Origin of the sequence: Falsihalocynthiibacter sp. SS001 (assembly GCF_042445055.1) — a bacterium.
Classification (GTDB): Bacteria; Pseudomonadota; Alphaproteobacteria; order Rhodobacterales; family Rhodobacteraceae; genus Falsihalocynthiibacter.
On record NZ_CP170339.1, the window covers coordinates 2,882,570 to 2,901,590 of the forward strand.

At 54.2% G+C, this 19,021-nt stretch carries 19 protein-coding genes; 4 read left to right on the forward strand and 15 right to left on the reverse strand.

Annotated elements, in window-relative coordinates:
• The first annotated feature begins 92 nt into the window (after window positions 1-92).
• Complete coding sequence (hemE, locus tag ACFE33_RS13780) at window positions 93-1,124, forward strand: uroporphyrinogen decarboxylase (protein WP_380054511.1); 1,032 nt, start codon at window positions 93-95, stop codon at window positions 1,122-1,124.
• Here the strand turns inward: hemE and hemF are convergent.
• Genes hemF through clpS form a run of 4 tightly spaced genes read right to left on the reverse strand, consistent with a single transcriptional unit; the run spans window position 1,121 to window position 4,210 of the window.
• Entirely contained in the window at window positions 1,121-2,014 is an 894-nt protein-coding gene (gene hemF, locus ACFE33_RS13785; RefSeq protein WP_380054514.1) for an oxygen-dependent coproporphyrinogen oxidase, read from the reverse strand. The genes hemE and hemF overlap by 4 nt on opposite strands.
• Before the next feature lie 11 nt (window positions 2,015-2,025).
• The gene (locus ACFE33_RS13790; protein ID WP_380054516.1) at window positions 2,026-2,832 is read right to left on the reverse strand and encodes an SDR family NAD(P)-dependent oxidoreductase; all 807 of its coding nucleotides are present in this window, start codon (window positions 2,830-2,832) and stop codon (window positions 2,026-2,028) included.
• Window positions 2,833-2,869: 37 nt separating this feature from the next.
• Complete coding sequence (locus tag ACFE33_RS13795; protein WP_380054519.1) at window positions 2,870-3,874, reverse strand: class I SAM-dependent methyltransferase; 1,005 nt, start codon at window positions 3,872-3,874, stop codon at window positions 2,870-2,872.
• Between the two features lie 15 nt (window positions 3,875-3,889).
• Window positions 3,890-4,210 (reverse strand): ATP-dependent Clp protease adapter ClpS, encoded by a 321-nt coding sequence (gene clpS, locus ACFE33_RS13800; RefSeq protein WP_380058729.1) that lies wholly within the window; start codon window positions 4,208-4,210, stop codon window positions 3,890-3,892.
• Window positions 4,211-4,325: 115 nt separating this feature from the next.
• Between clpS and ACFE33_RS13805 the strand changes: the two genes are divergently transcribed.
• Both ACFE33_RS13805 and ACFE33_RS13810 read left to right on the forward strand, forming a co-directional pair.
• A complete protein-coding gene (locus tag ACFE33_RS13805) occupies window positions 4,326-5,033 on the forward strand; it encodes an HAD family hydrolase (protein WP_380054521.1) in 708 nt (235 codons plus the stop codon).
• A 198-nt stretch (window positions 5,034-5,231) separates the two neighbouring features.
• A complete protein-coding gene (locus tag ACFE33_RS13810; protein ID WP_380054523.1) occupies window positions 5,232-6,689 on the forward strand; it encodes a D-alanyl-D-alanine carboxypeptidase family protein in 1,458 nt (485 codons plus the stop codon).
• Here the strand turns inward: ACFE33_RS13810 and ccoS are convergent.
• The 8 genes from ccoS to ccoN form a co-directional block, all read right to left on the reverse strand.
• Entirely contained in the window at window positions 6,686-6,844 is a 159-nt protein-coding gene (gene ccoS, locus ACFE33_RS13815; RefSeq protein WP_380054526.1) for a cbb3-type cytochrome oxidase assembly protein CcoS, read from the reverse strand. The two genes, ACFE33_RS13810 and ccoS, sit on opposite strands and share 4 nt — an antisense overlap.
• A gap of 2 nt (window positions 6,845-6,846) precedes the next feature.
• Window positions 6,847-9,027 carry a heavy metal translocating P-type ATPase gene (locus ACFE33_RS13820; protein WP_380054529.1) on the reverse strand — a complete coding sequence of 727 codons (2,181 nt, stop codon included), beginning with the start codon at window positions 9,025-9,027 and terminating at the stop codon, window positions 6,847-6,849.
• Window positions 9,024-9,488: a FixH family protein gene (locus ACFE33_RS13825; RefSeq protein ID WP_380054532.1), complete on the reverse strand. Its 465-nt coding sequence runs from the start codon at window positions 9,486-9,488 to the stop codon at window positions 9,024-9,026. Before ACFE33_RS13825 ends, ACFE33_RS13820 begins: the two co-directional genes overlap by 4 nt.
• Window positions 9,485-10,924, reverse strand: a complete 1,440-nt coding sequence (ccoG, locus tag ACFE33_RS13830; protein WP_380054535.1) for a cytochrome c oxidase accessory protein CcoG — start codon at window positions 10,922-10,924, stop codon at window positions 9,485-9,487. The genes ACFE33_RS13825 and ccoG overlap by 4 nt, the downstream gene beginning before the upstream one ends.
• Before the next feature lie 133 nt (window positions 10,925-11,057).
• Window positions 11,058-11,918: a cytochrome-c oxidase, cbb3-type subunit III gene (gene ccoP / locus ACFE33_RS13835; RefSeq protein WP_380054536.1), complete on the reverse strand. Its 861-nt coding sequence runs from the start codon at window positions 11,916-11,918 to the stop codon at window positions 11,058-11,060.
• A gap of 2 nt (window positions 11,919-11,920) precedes the next feature.
• The gene (locus ACFE33_RS13840; protein ID WP_380054539.1) at window positions 11,921-12,115 is read right to left on the reverse strand and encodes a cbb3-type cytochrome c oxidase subunit 3; all 195 of its coding nucleotides are present in this window, start codon (window positions 12,113-12,115) and stop codon (window positions 11,921-11,923) included.
• Between the two features lie 9 nt (window positions 12,116-12,124).
• Window positions 12,125-12,850 (reverse strand): cytochrome-c oxidase, cbb3-type subunit II, encoded by a 726-nt coding sequence (ccoO, locus tag ACFE33_RS13845; RefSeq protein WP_380054541.1) that lies wholly within the window; start codon window positions 12,848-12,850, stop codon window positions 12,125-12,127.
• Between the two features lie 13 nt (window positions 12,851-12,863).
• Window positions 12,864-14,456: a cytochrome-c oxidase, cbb3-type subunit I gene (gene ccoN, locus ACFE33_RS13850; protein ID WP_380054543.1), complete on the reverse strand. Its 1,593-nt coding sequence runs from the start codon at window positions 14,454-14,456 to the stop codon at window positions 12,864-12,866.
• Between the two features lie 188 nt (window positions 14,457-14,644).
• Here ccoN and ACFE33_RS13855 point away from each other — a divergent pair, with 188 nt between their 5' ends.
• Complete coding sequence (locus tag ACFE33_RS13855) at window positions 14,645-15,484, forward strand: universal stress protein (protein WP_380054546.1); 840 nt, start codon at window positions 14,645-14,647, stop codon at window positions 15,482-15,484.
• Here ACFE33_RS13855 and fnrL read toward each other — a convergent pair.
• The 3 genes from fnrL to ACFE33_RS13870 all read right to left on the reverse strand — a co-directional run bounded on the left by fnrL (window position 15,481) and on the right by ACFE33_RS13870 (window position 19,019).
• Window positions 15,481-16,215 (reverse strand): transcriptional regulator FnrL, encoded by a 735-nt coding sequence (fnrL, locus tag ACFE33_RS13860; protein WP_380054548.1) that lies wholly within the window; start codon window positions 16,213-16,215, stop codon window positions 15,481-15,483. The genes ACFE33_RS13855 and fnrL overlap by 4 nt on opposite strands.
• Window positions 16,216-16,314: 99 nt before the next feature.
• On the reverse strand, window positions 16,315-17,916 hold the full coding sequence (locus tag ACFE33_RS13865) for an ABC transporter ATP-binding protein (protein WP_380054551.1): 1,602 nt from the start codon (window positions 17,914-17,916) through the stop codon (window positions 16,315-16,317).
• Window positions 17,913-19,019, reverse strand: a complete 1,107-nt coding sequence (locus ACFE33_RS13870; protein WP_380054554.1) for an ABC transporter permease — start codon at window positions 19,017-19,019, stop codon at window positions 17,913-17,915. Before ACFE33_RS13870 ends, ACFE33_RS13865 begins: the two co-directional genes overlap by 4 nt.
• Between the last annotated feature and the right edge of the window lie 2 nt (window positions 19,020-19,021).

The window sequence follows — 19,021 nt, forward strand, 5'->3', positions numbered from 1 at the left end:
ATGCGCCTGACAATGCGTCAGTTAGCCCCTGTGCCTTGACATCACGGCTTCGACACGAAAAGTGTCAGATATTCTAGCGAAAGGGGCGCAAAATGGCCGAACAAAAGAAACTGCTGCGGGCTTTGGCTGGCGAAAAAATGGACTTGCCGCCCGTGTGGATGATGCGGCAGGCTGGTCGTTACTTGCCAGAGTACCGCGCAACGCGTGCGCAAGCGGGTGACTTTCTTTCGCTATGCTACAACCCCGAACTTGCCGCCGAAGTGACGCTCCAACCCATTCGGCGCTACGGATTTGACGCCGCTATTCTGTTTGCGGACATTCTGTTGCTCCCCCAGGCGCTCGGCGCTGATGTATGGTTTGTGACTGGGGAGGGCCCGCGCCTATCCACGGTCACATTTGCGGATGATTTCAATAAATTATCGGGCGCAGACGGCATTCATGAAACGCTCAACCCGATTTATGAAACCTTAAAGATCCTTAAGTCCGAACTCCCGAAAGAAACCACACTTATTGGATTCGCGGGCGCACCATGGACCGTTGCGACGTATATGATCGCAGGGCGCGGCACACCAGATCAGGGGCCAGCGCACGCGCTCAAGAATACAGATCGCGAAACGTTTCAGAAGCTCATCGACCTGATCACACAGAGCACGATATCCTACCTAAGCGCGCAAATCGATGCGGGTGCGGAGGTCGTAAAACTATTTGATAGCTGGGCAGGATCGCTCAAGGGAGATGATTTTAACGACTTCGCCCTCGCACCTGCAAAACGGATTATTTCAGAATTGAAGGCGCGCCACCCGCATATCCCTGTGATTGCCTTCCCGCGCGAGGCAGGCGATGCCTATATCGGATTCGCAAAGGAAACAGGGGCGGATTGCCTCGCGATTGATACGAAAGTTGATCTAGGCTGGGCGGCCGAAAACCTTCAGAAGGATGGCTGCGTGCAGGGGAATCTGGATCCCAAACTAATGGTCGAAGGCGGCCAGAAGCTCGTTTCTGAGACGAAACGTATCAAAGAGGCCCTCTCAGGCGGGCCGCATATTTTCAACCTTGGTCACGGGATCACGCCTGATGCGGACCCCGCGAATGTCGATGTCATGCTAAAGGCGCTTCGGGGCTAAACCCATTTCGCCAAGGGCGGCAAACTCATCAGGACGGCCTCGGGATCATGACCGGTTTCGAGGCCGAACTTTGTCCCGCGATCATATACCAGATTATATTCCGCATATAGGCCCCGATGCACCAACTGTGCCTGCTTATCCTCGTCTGACCACGGAGTATTCCGACGGCGCTCGGTGATCGGCAGGAAGGCGGCCAGAAACGCGCGACCTACATCCTGAATGAACGCAAAGTCTGCATCCCAGTCACCCGTATTGTGATCATCGAGAAAAATTCCACCCACGCCACGGGCCCGCTTGCGGTGGGGAATATAAAAATACTCGTCAGCCCATGCCTTGAATTTTGGATAGTAAGCGGCATCATGCGGGTCACAGTGCGCCTTTTGTACGGCATGAAAATCAGCCGTATCTTCATCATATTCGATACACGGGTTCAGATCAGAGCCACCACCAAACCACCAGCCATGCGGTGTCCAAAACATACGCGTATTCATATGAACCGCCGGAGCATGTGGGTTTTGCATGTGCGCAACGAGACTAATGCCAGACGCCCAAAAACGTGGATCATCGGCCATTCCAGAGAGGCCTTTGCGCGCAGCCATCGCTTTTTGCGCCCCCTCCCCTAATTCACCAAAGACTGTGGAAACGTTAACACCGACTTTCTCAAAAACACGCCCGCCGCGCATGACGCTCATTAGGCCACCGCCCGCATCGCCTCCGTTCGGCGCGTCGCGCTTTGTCGTTCTCACATCAAAACGACCTGCAGGAAGGTCCGCCATTGGCCCTTCGGTCTGTGTGTCTTCTAGTGCTTCGAAGGCTGTGCAAATCTCGTCGCGCAGCGCGCGAAACCAATTCGAGGCCAAGGCCTTTTGGGTGTCCATAGTGTCGGTCATGTTATTACTTTCTAGTGCGCAAGAGCCGCGACAGGGTCAAGCAACGTTCGACCTCCATCTAGCGTAACCACTTGCCCTGTCATGAAACTTCCGGAGTCACTTGCGAGGAACTGCACCGCTTCGACCACCTCGGATGCGCTGGCAATTCGGCCAAGCGGTGTATGCGCCGTTATCTGATCGCGCAGGTCCATATCTTCTTTGAGAGCCGTTTTGAGGCTCGCGCTCATCACGCTTCCGAATGCTACAGAATTCACACGAATTCGGCTCGGTGCCACCGCAATAGCAAACGAGCGCGTCATTTGATCGAGCGCGGCGGTACTCACCGAAAGCGCCATCAAGTTCGGATTCGCACGCTGCGCCGCAATGGAGGAAAGGTTAACAATAGAGCCAATACAGCCCTCTTGGTTACCCTCTGCCTCGGCCTGTTTGATCATGCGTTTTGCCACCGCCTGACTGACCCGCAGGGGGGTCATCAGATTCTGGTCGATCAAGCTGATCATACCATCAGCGGAGGGGTTTAATGGCTCGGACGTAATAACCTGACGGCTGCCGTTCACAAGAATATCGACGCGGTCAAAGGCATCAATCGTCGCCGAGAGCAGGTTAGCAATCGTTAAGCGTTTGCGCAGATCACCTGCAAAATAACGGATCGGGCCAGAGTCCAGCGGACCATCCAACTCCTCCATCAGCTTCTTTTCGTCCATATCGGCGAACATCACATTCGCACCCGCTTGGGCAAAATGTCGTCCAACCGCAAGCCCAACCCCATTGGCCGCCCCCGTGACGATTGCAGTTTTGCCGGAAATCGAAAAAGACATTGAAGAACCTCGTTAATCTTGCGCTTGGCAAATTACGTTACGATGGTGCGCGTGTTTTCTGAACTGGTTGAGTTGCGTGGAAAACTTTGAATTCTGAATCGCCTGCCACTTCGTTCACCGTTCTGAACACCTCCTGCAGGTGTGCTTCATAGGGCAAATGACGGTTTGCAACCACCCAAAGGTCGCCGCGTGGTTTTAGAAAGCGACCAGCCGCCGAAAGGAACGCCTTACCGATGTTTGGATCCGCGGCGCGCGATGTATGAAACGGCGGATTCATGACGATGGCATCAAATGCGGGCAGGGATTTGAAGCGCGTTACGTCGGCCCAATGAAACTCGGCGCGCGGGTCGGTAATATTCTCTCTCGCGCAAGCCAAAGCGGTAAAGTCGGCCTCAACCAGATGAACAGACTTAACAGTGTCACGTTTGAGAACTTCGCTAGATAGCCATCCCCATCCTGCACCGAAATCGCCAACGACCTCGCCCAGTTTCGGTGGCAATGCCGCCGCTAGAACAGCAGAGCCAGGGTCGATCCCATCGGCGGAGAACACACCGGGGCGCGTCACAAAACCAGGCGCTATCTCTTGCGCATCCTTTGGCGCGGCCCATTCTTCGAAGGCGTCAGTAGCGGGGAACCAGAATATCTTGCCGTGCGATTTAGAGATCGCCGACGAACAATCAGCATTTTTTCGACAGGTTTTATATATCCCGTCGATGCCATCTGTTTTCTGACCATCAATCGCGATCTGCCCGTTGGGACAGTGCACATTCGCCGCCGCGATTATCGCACGGGCCTCGGCCTTGGCGCGGGGAAGGAAAACTACTGCTAACGCAAATTCGCCTTCTGCTTCGGTTGTGACATCATAGCCAGCATTCTCAAGCGCGTCGTAATCAGGCTTGAAACGTTGAACTGCCACGACACGCTCGCGTGGCAATGAACCAAGGTCGCTTTCTGGTCCTGCATTCAAAACCAGAATGCGGCCAGCGTCAGGCAGGCCTAGACCGCCGCTCGAAAGTGCCAAAGTGAGACGTGAATTTTGCATAATCGGGCGTGCGCCCTATTCCTTTTCCATTGTGCACTGGAGCGGGTGCTGCTTCTGCCGTGCGGCATCCATTACCTGTGCGACCTTCGTTTCGGCCACCTCATGCGAGAACACGCCCACAACAGCAAGCCCTTTCTTATGAACAGTCAACATAAGCTCAAACGCCTCTTGATGAGACACGCCAAAGAACCGCTCAAGAACGTGGATCACAAACTCCATCGGAGTGTAATCATCATTCAAAAGCAAAACTTTATACAACGGAGGCCGCGCCGTTTTGCTTACGGTCTTAGTGATAACACCCGTATCTCCATCGGCGGGATCGTCCTTGTCAGACATTGAGAGGGGTATAGTATTAACCATTGACGTCACGCATTTATCCACTTCATTGGTACGCAGAATATAGAGGCTCTGACGTGCCTATGAAAGGGGGGCTTGTGCCGAGGTGGCTAAAATGAAGCGAAAAATCACAACGATTGCCTTTGATGCGGATGACACCCTTTGGCACAACGAGACTTTTTTCCGCATAACCCAAGAGAGATTCGCCGATCTCCTTCGTGACTACACAGAATCAGAGCATCTGTTCGAGCGCCTTTTGGCCGCCGAACGTCGAAATCTCGGGCACTATGGTTTTGGGGTTAAGGGTTTCGTACTCTCGATGATCGAAACCGCGATTGAGGTAACCGAGGCGCGCGTTCCCGCAACGGTCATTCAGGAGTTGATCCAAGCGGGCCAAGATATGCTGCGCCACCCGATTGAACTCTTGCCCCACGTCGAAGCAACACTGGCAGATTTCGCAGAAAACTACGAGATTTTGCTGATAACAAAGGGTGACATGCTTGATCAGGAACGCAAGCTCGCCCAATCGGGGCTAGGTGAATTGTTTGATGGCGTTGAAATCGTCTCGCATAAAAACGAGGCAACATATCACGAGATCTGCCAGCGACGCACGGTTGCACCAAACGAACTGGTGATGGTCGGCAATTCATTGAAATCGGACGTGCTTCCCGTTCTGGCAATCGGTGGTTGGGCAGCGCATGTTCCGCATGAAATGACGTGGGAACTTGAGCGCGCAAAAGCACCAGAAGCACACACGCGCTTTGCCGAAATTTCAGATTTGTCCCAACTCAAAAATACGGTGCAGTCGTTCGAAGTTCTGTAACAATTCTCACGCGGACGCTACATCTAGGCTAAGGCTAAAATTCAGCAACGACATATTGAATGCAACACTTTAAAAACTAAAGAAAAATTCTCGACAAAGGGTATTTTCGGAACGATTCCCCTGTGTTACCCTGTCATAAATAAAAGAATGTCAGTCGGAAAATCGACGGCACGAGGCAGTTAAAAAGAGGCGAGTGACGTGAAAAAGCGTCTGGGGCAGAGTGTCCAATTCAGAGCGATTCTGTTTGCATTTTTTTGCATTCTTAATCTCGGTGCAACGACAGCGCACGCAGCTCCTTATGCTGCGTATGTGATGGATGCCCGAACGGGAGAAATCCTGCATTCTCGGAACGCTGACACCCGTTTGCATCCTGCATCTCTCACTAAAATGATGACGCTTTATGTGGTGTTCGAGGCCGTTCGCAACGGTGAAATAAGCCTTGATACCAAAGTGTTAATCTCAAAAAAGGCCGCGAGCGAACCGCCATCCAAGCTTGGCCTTCGCTCTGGTCAACGCATCGAGCTTCGTTATCTTATTCGCGCTGCCTCTGTGAAATCGGCTAACGATGCTGCGACCGCACTTGGCGAAGCTATTTCAGGCAGCGAGGCCGCCTTTGCCCGCCGCATGAACCGCACTGCCAAAGCGATCGGCATGAACAGCACGACATTCAAGAATGCGCACGGCCTTACGGAAAGCGGTCATTTGTCGACCGCCGCCGATATGTCCAAGCTCGGACGCCAGTTATTTTATGACTATCCCGAATACTACAACTTGTTCTCACGCATTTCGACTGATGCGGGCATCAAGAAGGTATCAAACACCAACCGCCGCCTTCTAAGTGCATATAAAGGCGCCGATGGGATCAAAACGGGCTATACCAATGCCGCCGGTTTCAACCTTGTTGCATCGGCAGAGCGCGGTTCAACCCGTATCATTGCGACGGTGTTCGGTGGACGCTCCACCGCCACTCGGAACGCACGCGTTGCCGAATTGCTAGACATGGGTTTCCAGCGCGCCCCTTCGCGCGTTGCTGTCCGCAAGCCACGCCGCCCTGCATATGTCGGCAACGTTGGTAGCGGATCGACCCAAGTTGCAAGTGCAACAAAAACCGCAGGCAAAACCATTCGCATCGTCACCGCAGTAAAATCGAGTCTGCGCCCGCTTGCGCGCCCCCTACCCGCTCAAACTATTACTGTTCCAAGCGACGCGATTGCAGCGGCACTTCAAGACACGATCAACGAAGCCGTCCGCGAGGCGCAAACCGTCAAGTTTGATGAGCTATCGCAAGCCACCCCAACCGCTCGTCCGGGGGCTAGCAACCCGCCGAAAGAAAAAGTGGTGCTGGCCGCCGTTCGTCCGGAGCAAATTCCGGTTGAGCAAGAACCCGTTGTTGTAACGCGGATTTCAAACTCTGATGATCGCTTCTGGGGCGTGAATGTGGGAGTTTTCAACTCTCGCTATCAAGCAGAGCGCGCCCTTCTCAAGACAGCCCTGCGGGAAATGGCAACTCTTGATGGAACCATTCGCAAAGCGCAGAGCTCTAACAAAGGCTATCAGGCGAATTTCCTCGGCATGTCCAAGGACGCAGCAGAGCTAGCCTGTCGCCGCCTTACAGCGCGCAAAACACCTTGCAACGTGATCTCCCCAACGTCCTAAGGGCGGGGGTGATCATCCCAATCTTTGCTTAGAACACGTTCGCCGTCGCCCTTCGGATCGTCGAACTGACCGCGCTTAAGCGCCCAGAAAAATCCGACCAACGCGAGAGATCCGAGCCCCAGAGAAATGGGTATGAGATAAGCGAGGATTTCCATGTCTACCTAAGTCGCAATGCATTCAACGACACCGTAATCGAACTCGCAGACATCGCCAAGGCCGCAGCAAGCGGCGTTGCCAGCCCAGCAACAGCAATCGGAACCGCAATTACATTATACAGCGTCGCGATCTGGAAGTTCTCACGGATACGTTTCGTCGCCTTGCGCGCAGTTGTCAGCGCCTTAGGAAGAGCCGACAAATCATTGCCCAAAAGCACGACATCGGATGCAACCCGTGCGGCATCGAGCGCCGACGCCGGCGACATCGACACATTTGCCGCAGCAAGAGCCGCAGTATCGTTCAGCCCGTCCCCAACCATCAAGACATGCTGCTTCTCCGTCAAAGAGCCAACAAACTCGGCCTTTTGTTGTGGAAGCACACCCGCGTGATAATTTGCAATCCCCAAGGTTTCGGCAAGCCGTTGGACCGCAGGCGCAGTATCGCCCGAGAGTAGATGGACCTCTACACCCATGTCCTGCAATCCACGCACCGCTTGCTCAGCGCCTTCTCGAAGTCCGTCACGGAAAACAAATGCGACGGGCGCTGCGTCTCCGATTTTTAGGTATGTCGAAGGGCCATCGGCCGTTACATCTGTTGCGCCAACCCAATCGGCACGGCCTAACTTCACAGTCAGATCATTCCACACACCTTGCAAACCATAGCCCGGTTTCTCGCGAATTTCTGTAACGTCTTGCGTTCTGTCGCAAGCCTCACTCAGGGCTTTGGCGAGGGGGTGATTAGAATGTGCTGCAAGCGTTGCGGCAACCTCCAGATCAATATCGGAGTGCGTACTCGCCAATTTCGGAGTGCCGGTTGTTAAGGTGCCGGTCTTGTCAAAAACCACGCATTCCACCTGCGCGAGCCGCTCAAGCGCGGTTTCGTGTTTGATTAACATTCCGCGTTTAAACAATCGGCCAGAGGCCGCCGTCGTCACCGCAGGCACCGCAAGGCCGAGCGCACATGGGCACGTGATGATCAACACCGCCGCCGCCACATTGAGGGCCTGCCGCATATCCCGCGTAAACACGTACCAGCCGACAAAGGACAACGCCGCAAGGATATGAACCCCCGGCGCATAAAGCTTGGCGGCTTGGTCCGCGAGCGAGGTATAGCGGCTGCGGCCACTTTCCGCGATTGCAACCAGATCCGCCATCTTATGCAGTGAACTCTCTCGCCCAATAGCGGTTGCTCGCACGGTGAGTGGCCCGGTGAGGTTAATCTCCCCAGCGCTGACTTCGCGACCGACCGTTGCAAACACTGGTAAACTTTCGCCTGTGAGAAGTGAGCGGTCGATCTCGCTTTCGCCCGACTCAATAATGCCGTCAACGGGCATACGCCCGCCGGGTTTCACAAGGATACTGTCGCCAACTCTCAACTCTGCAAGCGGTACTGTTTCGGTTTTCTTTGCGCCAACCGGCCCAGCAGTAACACGTTCCGCGCGCGGGACCTCAAGCGCTGCAAGCTCCTCGGCGGCGGAGCGCGCGACTGCCCTTGTACGGTGGTCCAGATACCGCCCTGCGAGCAGGAAGCACGTAAGCGTCAACGCCGCATCAAAATATGCGTGCGCGCCCGAATGTGCCGTTTCATAGAGGGATGTCCCAAGCGCCAAAGCAATTGCCAAGGCAATCGGTACATCCATGTTCATCCGACCCTTTCGAAGGGCGGAAAACGCATTCTTGAAAAACGGTTGCGCCGAAAATCCAATGGCGGGGATGGCTATTGCGGCGGAAATCCAATGGAACATATCGCGCGTAGCAGCCTCGGCACCAGACCAAACTGCAATCGAAAGCAACATCACGTTCATCGACGCAAAGCAGGCAACCGCAAGCCGCATCAACAACGCGCGCCCCGCCTTGTCGGTTTGTGTCGCGGCGATGCTTCCCGCATCCAACTCATGCGCCTCGTATCCCGCACCTTCGAGCGTCGAGATAAGCTCATCAATACCAAGCTCAGGCGCGGCATCTATTTTGACACGTTTAAGTGTCAAGTTCACTCGCGCATCCGCCACGCCATCCGTCGCCATGAGCACCCGCTCAACCGTAGAAATACAAGCCGCGCAGTGCACGGTAGGCAGCGAAAGCGTGACCGAAACGTGTTCGTGATTATTGCGCTGTGCCCGCTCTGCGAGGACTTCGGCCACGGGGGTCGAAGCACATGCAGGACAGGCGGCGATTGTGTTCATTTTTCTGCCTTTACGTGAATGACCACACGCTGACGAAATGGCGTACCGTCCGGTGCGATCGCTTCCATTCTAAAGTTCCAGTTCCCCACCCCTAGCGTCGCAGGCGTGCTATAGACACCATTCGCGAAGGTGAATTCAGGCGTGCTGTCCGACTGACGGTGGGTCGCTCGCCCGAGTATACCCGTTAAGCCTTGAACTTCCACGGGTGCCCCCGTTTTGTCTGTGATGGCGATCTCTAGAACGCCGTCGGCATAGGTCGGCTCGACAGTCCAGCCTAGCGCTACTTGCGCCGCACGATCATCGTCGAAATGCTGGCTTGCAACATAGGAGTTCTTTACCTCAAGCCCTGGGAACGTGCTCACCGCGAAGTAAGCCATCGTGAGATTAACGCCGATGATAATCGCAAATGCGCCCGTTACGACGAAGAAGACATGACGCCCTGTGATGGTTTTATCGCTCATTTTGAGTTTCCATTGAATATCGTATCTTTGTAAGCCCGCTCGTTATCGAGCGTGTCTTCAATCCACAATCGCACATCCGTACGATCAGATGTCGCTGCAACCGATCCCGTCGGCGCCACGATATGTACACGCTGAAGGAAAGTTGCATCTGGTGGCACAGAGGTAATCAAATCATCTTTACCTTCAAGCACAACTTGTAGGTCTTCTTCGCCCGTGGCCGAAACCGAGAACTCGCGCTCTTCGCCATGTTTGTTCCGAATACGGACTTCATATGTGTTGCGGATGGAGCCATCAGAAAGCGTGACATATGTCGGGTTACGCACCGGCGAAACCACAAAATCAATGTCGCTGCGGATGAAGAGCGCGAACAGAAGCGCCAGCCCAACTGAGGACCACAGCACCGTGTAAACAATCGTGCGTGGGCGTAAAATATGCCGAAGGAGCGGACGCGGTGGTTTGCCCGCCATCTCGTTTTGCTCATCCGTGAGCGCCATATAGTCAATCAGTCCGCGCGGCTTCCCGATACGGTCCATGACCTCATCACATGCATCAATGCAAAGCGCACAGGTGATGCACTCAAGCTGCTGTCCATCGCGAATATCGATGCCAACAGGACACACATTCACACAGGCCATACAGTCGATACAATCGCCCTGCGCCACTTCATGTTCGTTCTCTTTGGGATGGCGATGCAACTTCCCTCGTGGCTCACCGCGCCAGTGGCGGTAGGCGACCAAGAGCGTATCTTCGTCCGTCATCGCCGCCTGAATGCGCGGCCAAGGGCACATGTAAATACAAATCTGTTCCCGCAAGAAACCACCAAAAACGAATGTTGTCAGCGTGAGAATCGCAATCGTCGTATAGGCAATGGGATGCGCGTTCCCTGTCACAAGGTCCACTGCCAGCGTCGGCGCATCAGTGAAATAGAACACCCACGCCCCGCCAGTCGCCATCGCGATCAAAAGCCAAACCACCCATTTTGTTATGCGTAGACGGATTTTGCGCGCGTCCCACTTTGCATTCCAAAGTCGAACGCGGGCGTTTCGATCACCGTCGATCCACCGTTCAACCAAGATAAATAAGTCTGTCCAGACCGTCTGAGGGCAGGCATATCCACACCAAACGCGGCCAAGGGCTGAGGTAAACAGGAACAGCCCCAGCCCCGCCATAATCAACAGCCCGGCGACGAAATAAAACTCGTGCGGCCAAATCTCGATCCAGAAGAAGAAGAAGCGACGGTTCGCAAGGTCCACAAGTACGGCCTGATCCGACAGGCTCTCTCCGCGATCCCAACGAACCCAAGGCAGCAAGTAATAGATCCCAAGCGTCACGCCCATGATCCACCATTTCAGATTTCTGAATACGCCCGAGACACGTCGAGGGAATATCGGCTCTCGTGCAGCATAGAGCTTGGGGGGTGTTTCTGAGGTACTCAATTCTGCCTCCGTAAGCCGTTTGTGCACCGACGACAGGTCGGTGCACTCTGGGTCTAGAGTTTCATACGGGACACGCGCTGTCTCTGCGACAATGAGTGCCCTGCGCGGCTAGGTCGCAGGGGCGTTGCAGGGGCTATTCGCCGCCGCCCAACCCGTGAACATAAATCGCAACCGCGCGAATATCCGACTCGCTCAAGCGCTCGTTCCACGCAGGCATCACGCCAAAGCGGCTGTACGTCACGGTTTGTGTTAGCGTCTCTCGATCTCCGCCGAAAAGCCAGATCGCATCAGTAATATTCGGCGCGCCTTGTTCACGGTCACCCTTGCCGTCCTCACCATGACAGGCAGCACAGTTATCCGCAAAGATCGTCTCGCCCTGTGCGGCTAGGCCTTGGTCGGCTTCGCCTCCAGAGATATCGAGAACATATTCTACGACCTGTTCAATCTCTTCAGGCTCAAGAATTTCGCCAAACGCGGGCATTTCAGAATACCGTGCATCTTCGTTGGTTTCGTTGCGGATGCCGACTTCGATGGTGTGACGGATCGACTCGATGTCACCGCCCCACAGCCAGTCGTTATCCAGCAAATTCGGGAAGCCAACCGCCCCCGCGGCGCCAGAACCGTGGCATTGCGAACACCACGTTGCGAACACGGCGGAGCCATTTGCGTTAGCAAAGTGCAGCAAATCGGCGTCGTTCGATACTTCGGTAAGGTCGGTCTCAACCAACTGCGTCCGCAGGCCCGAGTTCATTTCATCGAAACGTTTGATTTCTTCGGCAACTTCCGCACGTGTCGAATGGCCCAGAATACCTTGCGTGGCGCGGTTCACCAGCGGCCAAGCGGGATACGCGATCGTATAGCCAATCCCCCAGACAATCGTCGCATAGAATGTCCAGAGCCACCAACGCGGCATCGGGTTGTCAAACTCCTGAATCCCGTCCCAGCTATGGCCGGTTGTTTTTGGATCTTCTTTTTTAACTGGCTTCTTTGACATGGTTACGCCTCCTTCGCTTGGGCGTTCGGGGCCGCATCTGGTGCGGGATGATCTTCGTGATTGAACGGTATGCTTGCCGTCTCACGATAGATTTTTTTGCTGCCGGGGCGAAAAACCCAGACGAACACACCCAGAAAGAAAAGGAACATCAATAGCAGTACCCAGCTATCGGCGAATTCACGTAGTACAGTATACATCGCGTCCTCCTAGCGGTCCGGATCGGGTGTGAAGGTCGAGAAATCAACCAGCGTCCCGAGCATCTGCAAATAGGCAACCAATGCGTCCGTCTCTGAAATCCCCGGCTTGGTATCGAAGTTACGAACCTGTGCCTTGGGATAACGAGCGAGCATATCGTCATAGTCGCTATCTGGATCGGCTTGCGCGAGGAAATCCGCCTGCGCATTTTCGATCATTTCATCGGTGTACGGAACACCCACTCGTTTATGCGCCTGAAGAAGGTCGCCGATATACTTTCCATCGAGCAAGTTATCCTCAAGGAAGCCATATTTCGGCATGATCGACTCAGGCACAACGGATTGCGGGTCATGCAGGTGAGCAACATGCCACTCATCCGAGTAGCGTCCACCAACGCGCGCAAGATCCGGCCCTGTACGCTTTGAGCCCCATTGGAACGGGTGATCATACATACTCTCTGCCGCCAAACTATAGTGACCATAGCGCTCTACTTCGTCGCGCATTGGGCGGATCATCTGGCTGTGACAGACATAGCACCCTTCGCGAATATAGACATCACGCCCCGCCAATTCGAGCGGGGAATAGGGCCGCATGCCATCCACTTCCTCAATCGTGTTTTCGAGATAAAAGAGCGGCGCGATCTCTACGATGCCCCCGACGGACACCACCAAAAGGCTTCCGACGAGAAGGAGAGTTGCGTTTTTCTCAATGACTTTATGTTTGTCGAGAATTCCCATATCTGAACCCTCCTTATTCTGCGGCGGCCATTGCAGGGGCCTTTTCAGGGGCCCGCACAACAGTCATCCAGAGGTTATATGCCATGATCAGGGAGCCAGCGAGGAACAACACCCCACCAAGGCCACGCACAACCAACATCGGGAACTTAGGTCCAAGCGTGTCTGCGAACGCCCACACGAGGAAGCCTTGCGAGTCTACTTCGCGCCACATCAGGCCCTCCATAATCCCGGTTACCCACATCGACGCGGCATAGAAAACGATACCGATCGTCGCGAGCCAGAAGTGCCAGTTCACAAGTTTCAGCGAGTATAGGCCTTCTTTGTTCCAGAGTTTCGGGAACATATAGTACAGCGCCCCAAACGTGATCATGCCGTTCCAACCAAGCGCACCGGAATGCACGTGACCAATGGTCCAGTCGGTATAGTGGCTAAGAGAGTTCACAGCCTTGATCGACATCATCGGCCCTTCGAATGTGGACATCCCATAGAAACCAATCGCGACAACCATCATCCGAATAACCGGATCGGTACGCAGCTTGTCCCATGCGCCAGAAAGCGTCATCAGACCGTTGATCATACCACCCCAGCTCGGCATCCAGAGGATGATCGAGAACACCATACCAAGTGTCGATGCCCATTCCGGCAACGCTGTATAGTGAAGGTGGTGTGGGCCCGCCCAGATATAGATAAAGATCAGCGCCCAAAAGTGGATGATCGAAAGTTTATAGGAATAAACAGGACGCTCTGCTTGCTTGGGGACGAAATAGTACATCATCCCGAGGAAGCCCGCCGTGAGGAAAAACCCAACCGCGTTGTGCCCATACCACCACTGCGTCATCGCGTCTTGTACGCCCGCAAAAAGCTGAACAGAGCGCGAGCCAAAGATCGAGACAGGCATACTAAGGTTGTTGACGATATGCAGCATGGCGATGGTTACGATAAAGGACAGATAGAACCAGTTCGCCACATAGATGTGCTTTTCTTTGCGGGACATAATCGTGCCGAGGTACACCATGAGATAGGCGACCCAAACGACGGTTAGCCAGATATCAACGTACCATTCGGGCTCCGCGTATTCTTTGGATTGTGTCGCGCCCAAGAGATATCCAGTCGCGGCCAATACGATAAAGAGGTTGTAGCCCCAGAACACAAACCAAGCCAAATTACCGCCCCAAAGCCGCACCGCCGACGTGCGCTGAACGACATAAAAGCTTGTACAGATCAATGCGTTACCGCCAAACGCGAAAATAACCGCCGAGGTATGCAACGGACGCAAGCGCCCAAAGTTCGCATAACCCTGCGCCCATTCAAAGTTCAGTTCGGGAAAGGCGAGCTGGAACGCAATGAACGTCCCCGCCAGAAAACCGACTACACCCCAGAAAACAGTGGCAATGGCCCCCGCGCGGATTACGTCATCCATATATCCGGTTTCTGCTGGCTTCTTGGGTTCGCCAGTCTGGCGCAGCGTCCAGATAAACAGCCCAGCAGCCACAGCCATAATCAGTATGGCGTGCACCTGATAAGCAAAATCTCTTGCATAGTTTGCAGCAATGGCAGCGAGAAGTGCCACCATCGCAAGCAAGAGTAGCTTAATATAATCCCACATTTTCTGTCCCTTTATCTTTTCCCGCTCAAAATATCGCGCGGGGTGTTCTCAATCGACGGGTATCTTCTTCAGCCTAGTCCCGCGCTTTGATCTATGTCAATTTCTACGTTCAATCATTTGCTAGATGTAGATCATGTGCCTATCGTTTATTATTAACGCATTAAGCAGCAATCATTAAGGAGGCGACTATGGCCTATAAATCCATACTAACGATCGCTACTGACCCTACTACAAGCAATACCGCGTGCGAGTATGCGATGAATATTGCCGCGCAACAAAGCGGGCAGCTTACTGTTTTCAGCCTCGGAATAGATCGAACGCAAATTGGATACTATTACGCAGGAGCCAACGCCCTCATCCAACAAGAGACAATTGAGCGCGCCCAGAAGGACGCGGAGGAAAGCGAAGATTGGGCCCGCAAGAAACTCGACGGGTCACCCTTTGATTGGGCCGTTGATAAAGCTGTCGTGACCTATGCGAGCCTCGGACGCCTCGTATCGCTTCATGCGCGCTTTTCTGATGTTGCCGTACTACCCAAACCATATGGCGAGAAACGCGGCGGGCAGGACGAGGCCCTTCTCGAGGCGTCCCTATTCGAAGGAAACGCGCCGATCATCATGGTCCCCGACGAAGCAAAAACCGATTTCCCGCCGAAACAGATCGTCATCGCGTGGAATGAGAGTTCCGAGGCCCTCAATGCAATTCGCGCGGCGCTACCCTTGCTGAAATCGGCGGATAAAGTGAGCATCGCCATCATTGATCCCCCATCCCACGGCGCCAATCGCTCAGATCCCGGCGCACCGTTGTCGCAAATGCTTTCGCGTCATGGTGTGAATGTCGAGATTTCGGTTCTGGCTAAATCCATGCCCAGCATTGCGGACGTTTTGTTGCGGCATACGTCCGATGTTGGCGCAGATATGATCGTGATGGGCGCCTATGGCCACTCGCGTTTTCGCGAAGCTATCATGGGAGGAGCAACGCGCGATATGCTAGAGAAGGCAGTCGTTCCCGTCTTTATGTCGCACTAGACAGACGCGCCGCTGCCTGCTTCGACCATGAGGCGCGGAAAATCGGGAACGCGAATACGGCGCGTTCCCTCTAATAGGATGACATTCGCTTTTTTGAGCATAGATATCTGGCGGCTGACGGTTTCAATCGTAAGCCCCAGATAGTCGGCCATCGCTTCACGGGTTAGTGGCAAGTCAAATTCAAGGTTCGCGCGCGAATTTGCGCCCTCAAGCTTCAACGTGCGCTGCGCGATGATGACCAGCAGGCTCGCGATCTTCTCTCGTGCGGTTTTTCGCCCTAACAATAACATCCATGCCCGCGCGGCGTCCAACTCGTCCAATGTCATTTCAAGAAGGCGCTGCGCAATAGCAGGCGTTGAACGTACCATTTCTTCAAACGGCTTCTTGTGGAAACAGCACATGACCAAATCTGTCTTCGCGGTCACATTATATTCCGCAAACTCGCGCCCAGGACGTCCAACGAAATCGGACGGCAAGAGAAGCCCGACAATCTGGGTGCGGCCGTCTTCCATTGACTGGGTCAACGACGCAACGCCGGACACAATTGACGCGACAAAGTTCATTCGGTCGCCTGACCACACAATTGGCTGGCCCGCCTCAAAGTTACGATAATACTTCATCGTATCGAGTTGCCGGAGCTCTTCGCGCCCGCAATGCGCACAGACCGCCTGCTTGCGGATTGGACAGGCGCTACAGGAGCCAAAATGAAGAGTTCTATCAGTAATGCTCATGGCATACTCATTACGTTAATCAATACGGTTCTATATCCACTACAGCATGCGCGGCGCAGATAATACTTAACATACACGGAATGGACGATTTGACGCGCGCTATGCTTTGGTCACGTTCAAGTCCATCGCCGCGGCAATAAGCCCCTTGGTATATTCTGTCTGTGGATTGTCGAATATTTGCTCTCGGGGGCCAGCCTCGACCACATCACCACTTTTCATGACGATCACGTTGTGGCTAAGGGCGCGAACGACCTTTAGATCATGACTGATAAAGAGGTAGCCAAGCTGATATTTCTTCTGCAGATGTCGCAATAGGCCGATGATTTGTTGCTGTACGGTACGGTCAAGCGCCGACGTGGGCTCGTCCAAAACAACCAGCTTTGGGTGCAATATCATCGCGCGCGCGATGGCAATACGCTGGCGCTGCCCTCCCGAGAACTCATGTGGATAACGATCAATCGTGGCTGGGTTTAACCCAACCTCAACCATCATTTCGCGCACAAGTTCCATCGGGTCACGGCCCTGCCCCACATCGTGAATCGCCAATCCTTCGGCGATAATCTGACCGGCGGTCATACGTGGCGATAGCGATCCAAACGGATCTTGAAAGACAATCTGCATATCGCGCCTGAGCGGCGTCATCTCACGATTTCTGAGCGCATCAATTGCACGCCCATCAAACTCTATTCCGCCCTCTGATTGAATAAGCCGCATAATCGCTAGCGCCAGCGTGGTTTTCCCAGAACCTGACTCGCCGACAATACCAAGCGTCTCACCCGCGCGCACCGTTAGGCTGGCTTGATTGACAGCTTTGATATGCCCGACAGTACGTCGCAGCAGTCCTTTTTGAATGGGGAACCAAATGCGCAGATCCTTGGTTTGCACAAGTTTCTTCGCATCTTCAGGAATTGGATCGGGCTGGCCCGTCGGCTCTGCGGCCAGTAGCTCTTGGGTGTAGGGATGCTGGGGATTGTCGAAAATCTTGGCGGTCGGGCCTGTTTCAACCACCTCGCCGTGACGCATCACTACAACGCGATCCGCGATCTTGCGCACTATGCCGAGGTCATGGGTAATAAAGAGCAGACTCATGTTCTCGCTCTTTTTCAAACCTGCCAGAAGTTCTAGGATTTGGGCCTGAATCGTCACATCAAGTGCTGTCGTCGGTTCATCCGCAATCAGAAGTTCAGGACCATTTGCCAAGGCCATCGCGATCATGACGCGCTGGCGCTGGCCGCCCGAAAGCTGGTGCGGATAGGCGTTCAATCGCCCCGCGGGGTCAGAAATACCGACCTTCTCCAAGAGCTCAATCACACGGTCCTGCGCGGCCTTACCAGTTAGCCCCTGATGAAGAGCGATCCCCTCTACAAGTTGCTTTTCGATTGTGTGAAGCGGGTTGAGCGATGTCATCGGCTCTTGGAAGATAAAGCTGATGTCGTTACCCCGCACGCGCCGCAACTCGGCATCCGTTGTGCCTATCATTTCCTTGCCTCGGTATTTCACCGAGCCGGAAACATGCGCATTATCCGCTAACAGAGACACGGTCGAAAGTGCGGTCACAGACTTGCCAGAGCCGGACTCACCCACAAGGGCCACAGTCTCGCCTTGCTTCACCTCAAAGGAAACGCCCTTCACGGCCTCAACGCGCTCTCCTTCTTGGGTAAAGGAAACCCTAAGATCTCGGACCTCAAGTGCCGCACTCATTGGAATACCTTTCTTGGATCAAATGCGTCGCGGATACCTTCGAAGATGAACACAAGCAGAGACAGCATGATGGTGAATGTAAAGAACGCGGTAAACGCCAGCCATGGCGCCTGTAGGTTCTGCTTTGCTTGCTGGGTCAGCTCGCCGAGGGACGGCGCCGAAGACGGAAGGCCATAGCCCAAAAAGTCCAGCCCAGCGAGGCTTCCGATCGTACCCGTAATGATGAAGGGCATGAGCGTAAGCGTCGCCACCATCGCATTTGGCAGCATGTGGCGGAACATGATCACAGTATTTGAAACGCCAAGCGCCCGCGCGGCACGCACATATTCAAAGTTACGCGCACGCAAGAACTCCGCTCGCACAACGCCCACAAGGGCCGGCCATCCAAACAGGATCATTACAAAAACCAAGAGCCAGAAACTTCGCCCCAGAATCGCAAACAAAATGATGATGACGTACAGGCTCGGCGTAGAGCCCCATATCTCAAGAATACGTTGGAATATGAGGTCAACACGCCCACCAAAATACCCCTGAACAGCACCAGCGGCGATACCCAGAATGGATGATATTCCCGTCACGATGAGCGTAAACAGTATTGACAATCGGAACCCGTATATCACGCGCGCGGCAACGTCACGCTTGGTATCGTCAGTCCCGAGCCAGTTGTAGCGATCAGGCGGCGACGGGGCGGCGCCCGGGCGATCAACCTGATTTCGATAATTGTTAGGAATGATCGGCCAAATCATCCAGCCTTTGTCAATTTTCTCGCCAGCGATCTCGCCATCTTCGGCGTCTTTCATTGTCTCTTGCGGGGTATCAAAGCAATCCAGATGCCCGCCAGTCTTAATGAGGCATTCTTGACTATCCCAAGCGTAATCCGCCGCAACGGGCAGGTCCCCGCCAAAGGTTGTCTCGGGATACACTTTAAATATCGGCATATAGTAGCCGCCTTGATACTTAACGAGGATCGGTTTGTCGTTGGCGATGAACTCCGCAAACAGTGAGATGCCAAAGAGCACGCTGAAAATAATCAGCGAGTAGAACGCCCGACGATTTTTGCGAAAGTTCGCCCAGCGGCGCTTGTTAAGAGGAGAAAGTTTCACGA

Bases quoted from the DNA above. Each gene is read 5' to 3' on its own strand.
- hemE (WP_380054511.1), top strand. From the start codon at position 93: ATGGCCGAACAAAAGAAACTGCTGCGGGCTTTGGCTGGCGAAAAAATG.
- hemF (WP_380054514.1), bottom strand. From the start codon at position 2,014: ATGACCGACACTATGGACACCCAAAAGGCCTTGGCCTCGAATTGGTTT.
- ACFE33_RS13790 (WP_380054516.1), bottom strand. From the start codon at position 2,832: ATGTCTTTTTCGATTTCCGGCAAAACTGCAATCGTCACGGGGGCGGCC.
- ACFE33_RS13795 (WP_380054519.1), bottom strand. From the start codon at position 3,874: ATGCAAAATTCACGTCTCACTTTGGCACTTTCGAGCGGCGGTCTAGGC.
- clpS (WP_380058729.1), bottom strand. From the start codon at position 4,210: ATGTCTGACAAGGACGATCCCGCCGATGGAGATACGGGTGTTATCACT.
- ACFE33_RS13805 (WP_380054521.1), top strand. From the start codon at position 4,326: ATGAAGCGAAAAATCACAACGATTGCCTTTGATGCGGATGACACCCTT.
- ccoS (WP_380054526.1), bottom strand. From the start codon at position 6,844: ATGGAAATCCTCGCTTATCTCATACCCATTTCTCTGGGGCTCGGATCT.
- ACFE33_RS13820 (WP_380054529.1), bottom strand. From the start codon at position 9,027: ATGAACACAATCGCCGCCTGTCCTGCATGTGCTTCGACCCCCGTGGCC.
- ACFE33_RS13825 (WP_380054532.1), bottom strand. From the start codon at position 9,488: ATGAGCGATAAAACCATCACAGGGCGTCATGTCTTCTTCGTCGTAACG.
- ccoP (WP_380054536.1), bottom strand. From the start codon at position 11,918: ATGTCAAAGAAGCCAGTTAAAAAAGAAGATCCAAAAACAACCGGCCAT.
- ACFE33_RS13840 (WP_380054539.1), bottom strand. From the start codon at position 12,115: ATGTATACTGTACTACGTGAATTCGCCGATAGCTGGGTACTGCTATTG.
- ccoO (WP_380054541.1), bottom strand. From the start codon at position 12,850: ATGGGAATTCTCGACAAACATAAAGTCATTGAGAAAAACGCAACTCTC.
- ccoN (WP_380054543.1), bottom strand. From the start codon at position 14,456: ATGTGGGATTATATTAAGCTACTCTTGCTTGCGATGGTGGCACTTCTC.
- ACFE33_RS13855 (WP_380054546.1), top strand. From the start codon at position 14,645: ATGGCCTATAAATCCATACTAACGATCGCTACTGACCCTACTACAAGC.
- fnrL (WP_380054548.1), bottom strand. From the start codon at position 16,215: ATGAGCATTACTGATAGAACTCTTCATTTTGGCTCCTGTAGCGCCTGT.
- ACFE33_RS13865 (WP_380054551.1), bottom strand. From the start codon at position 17,916: ATGAGTGCGGCACTTGAGGTCCGAGATCTTAGGGTTTCCTTTACCCAA.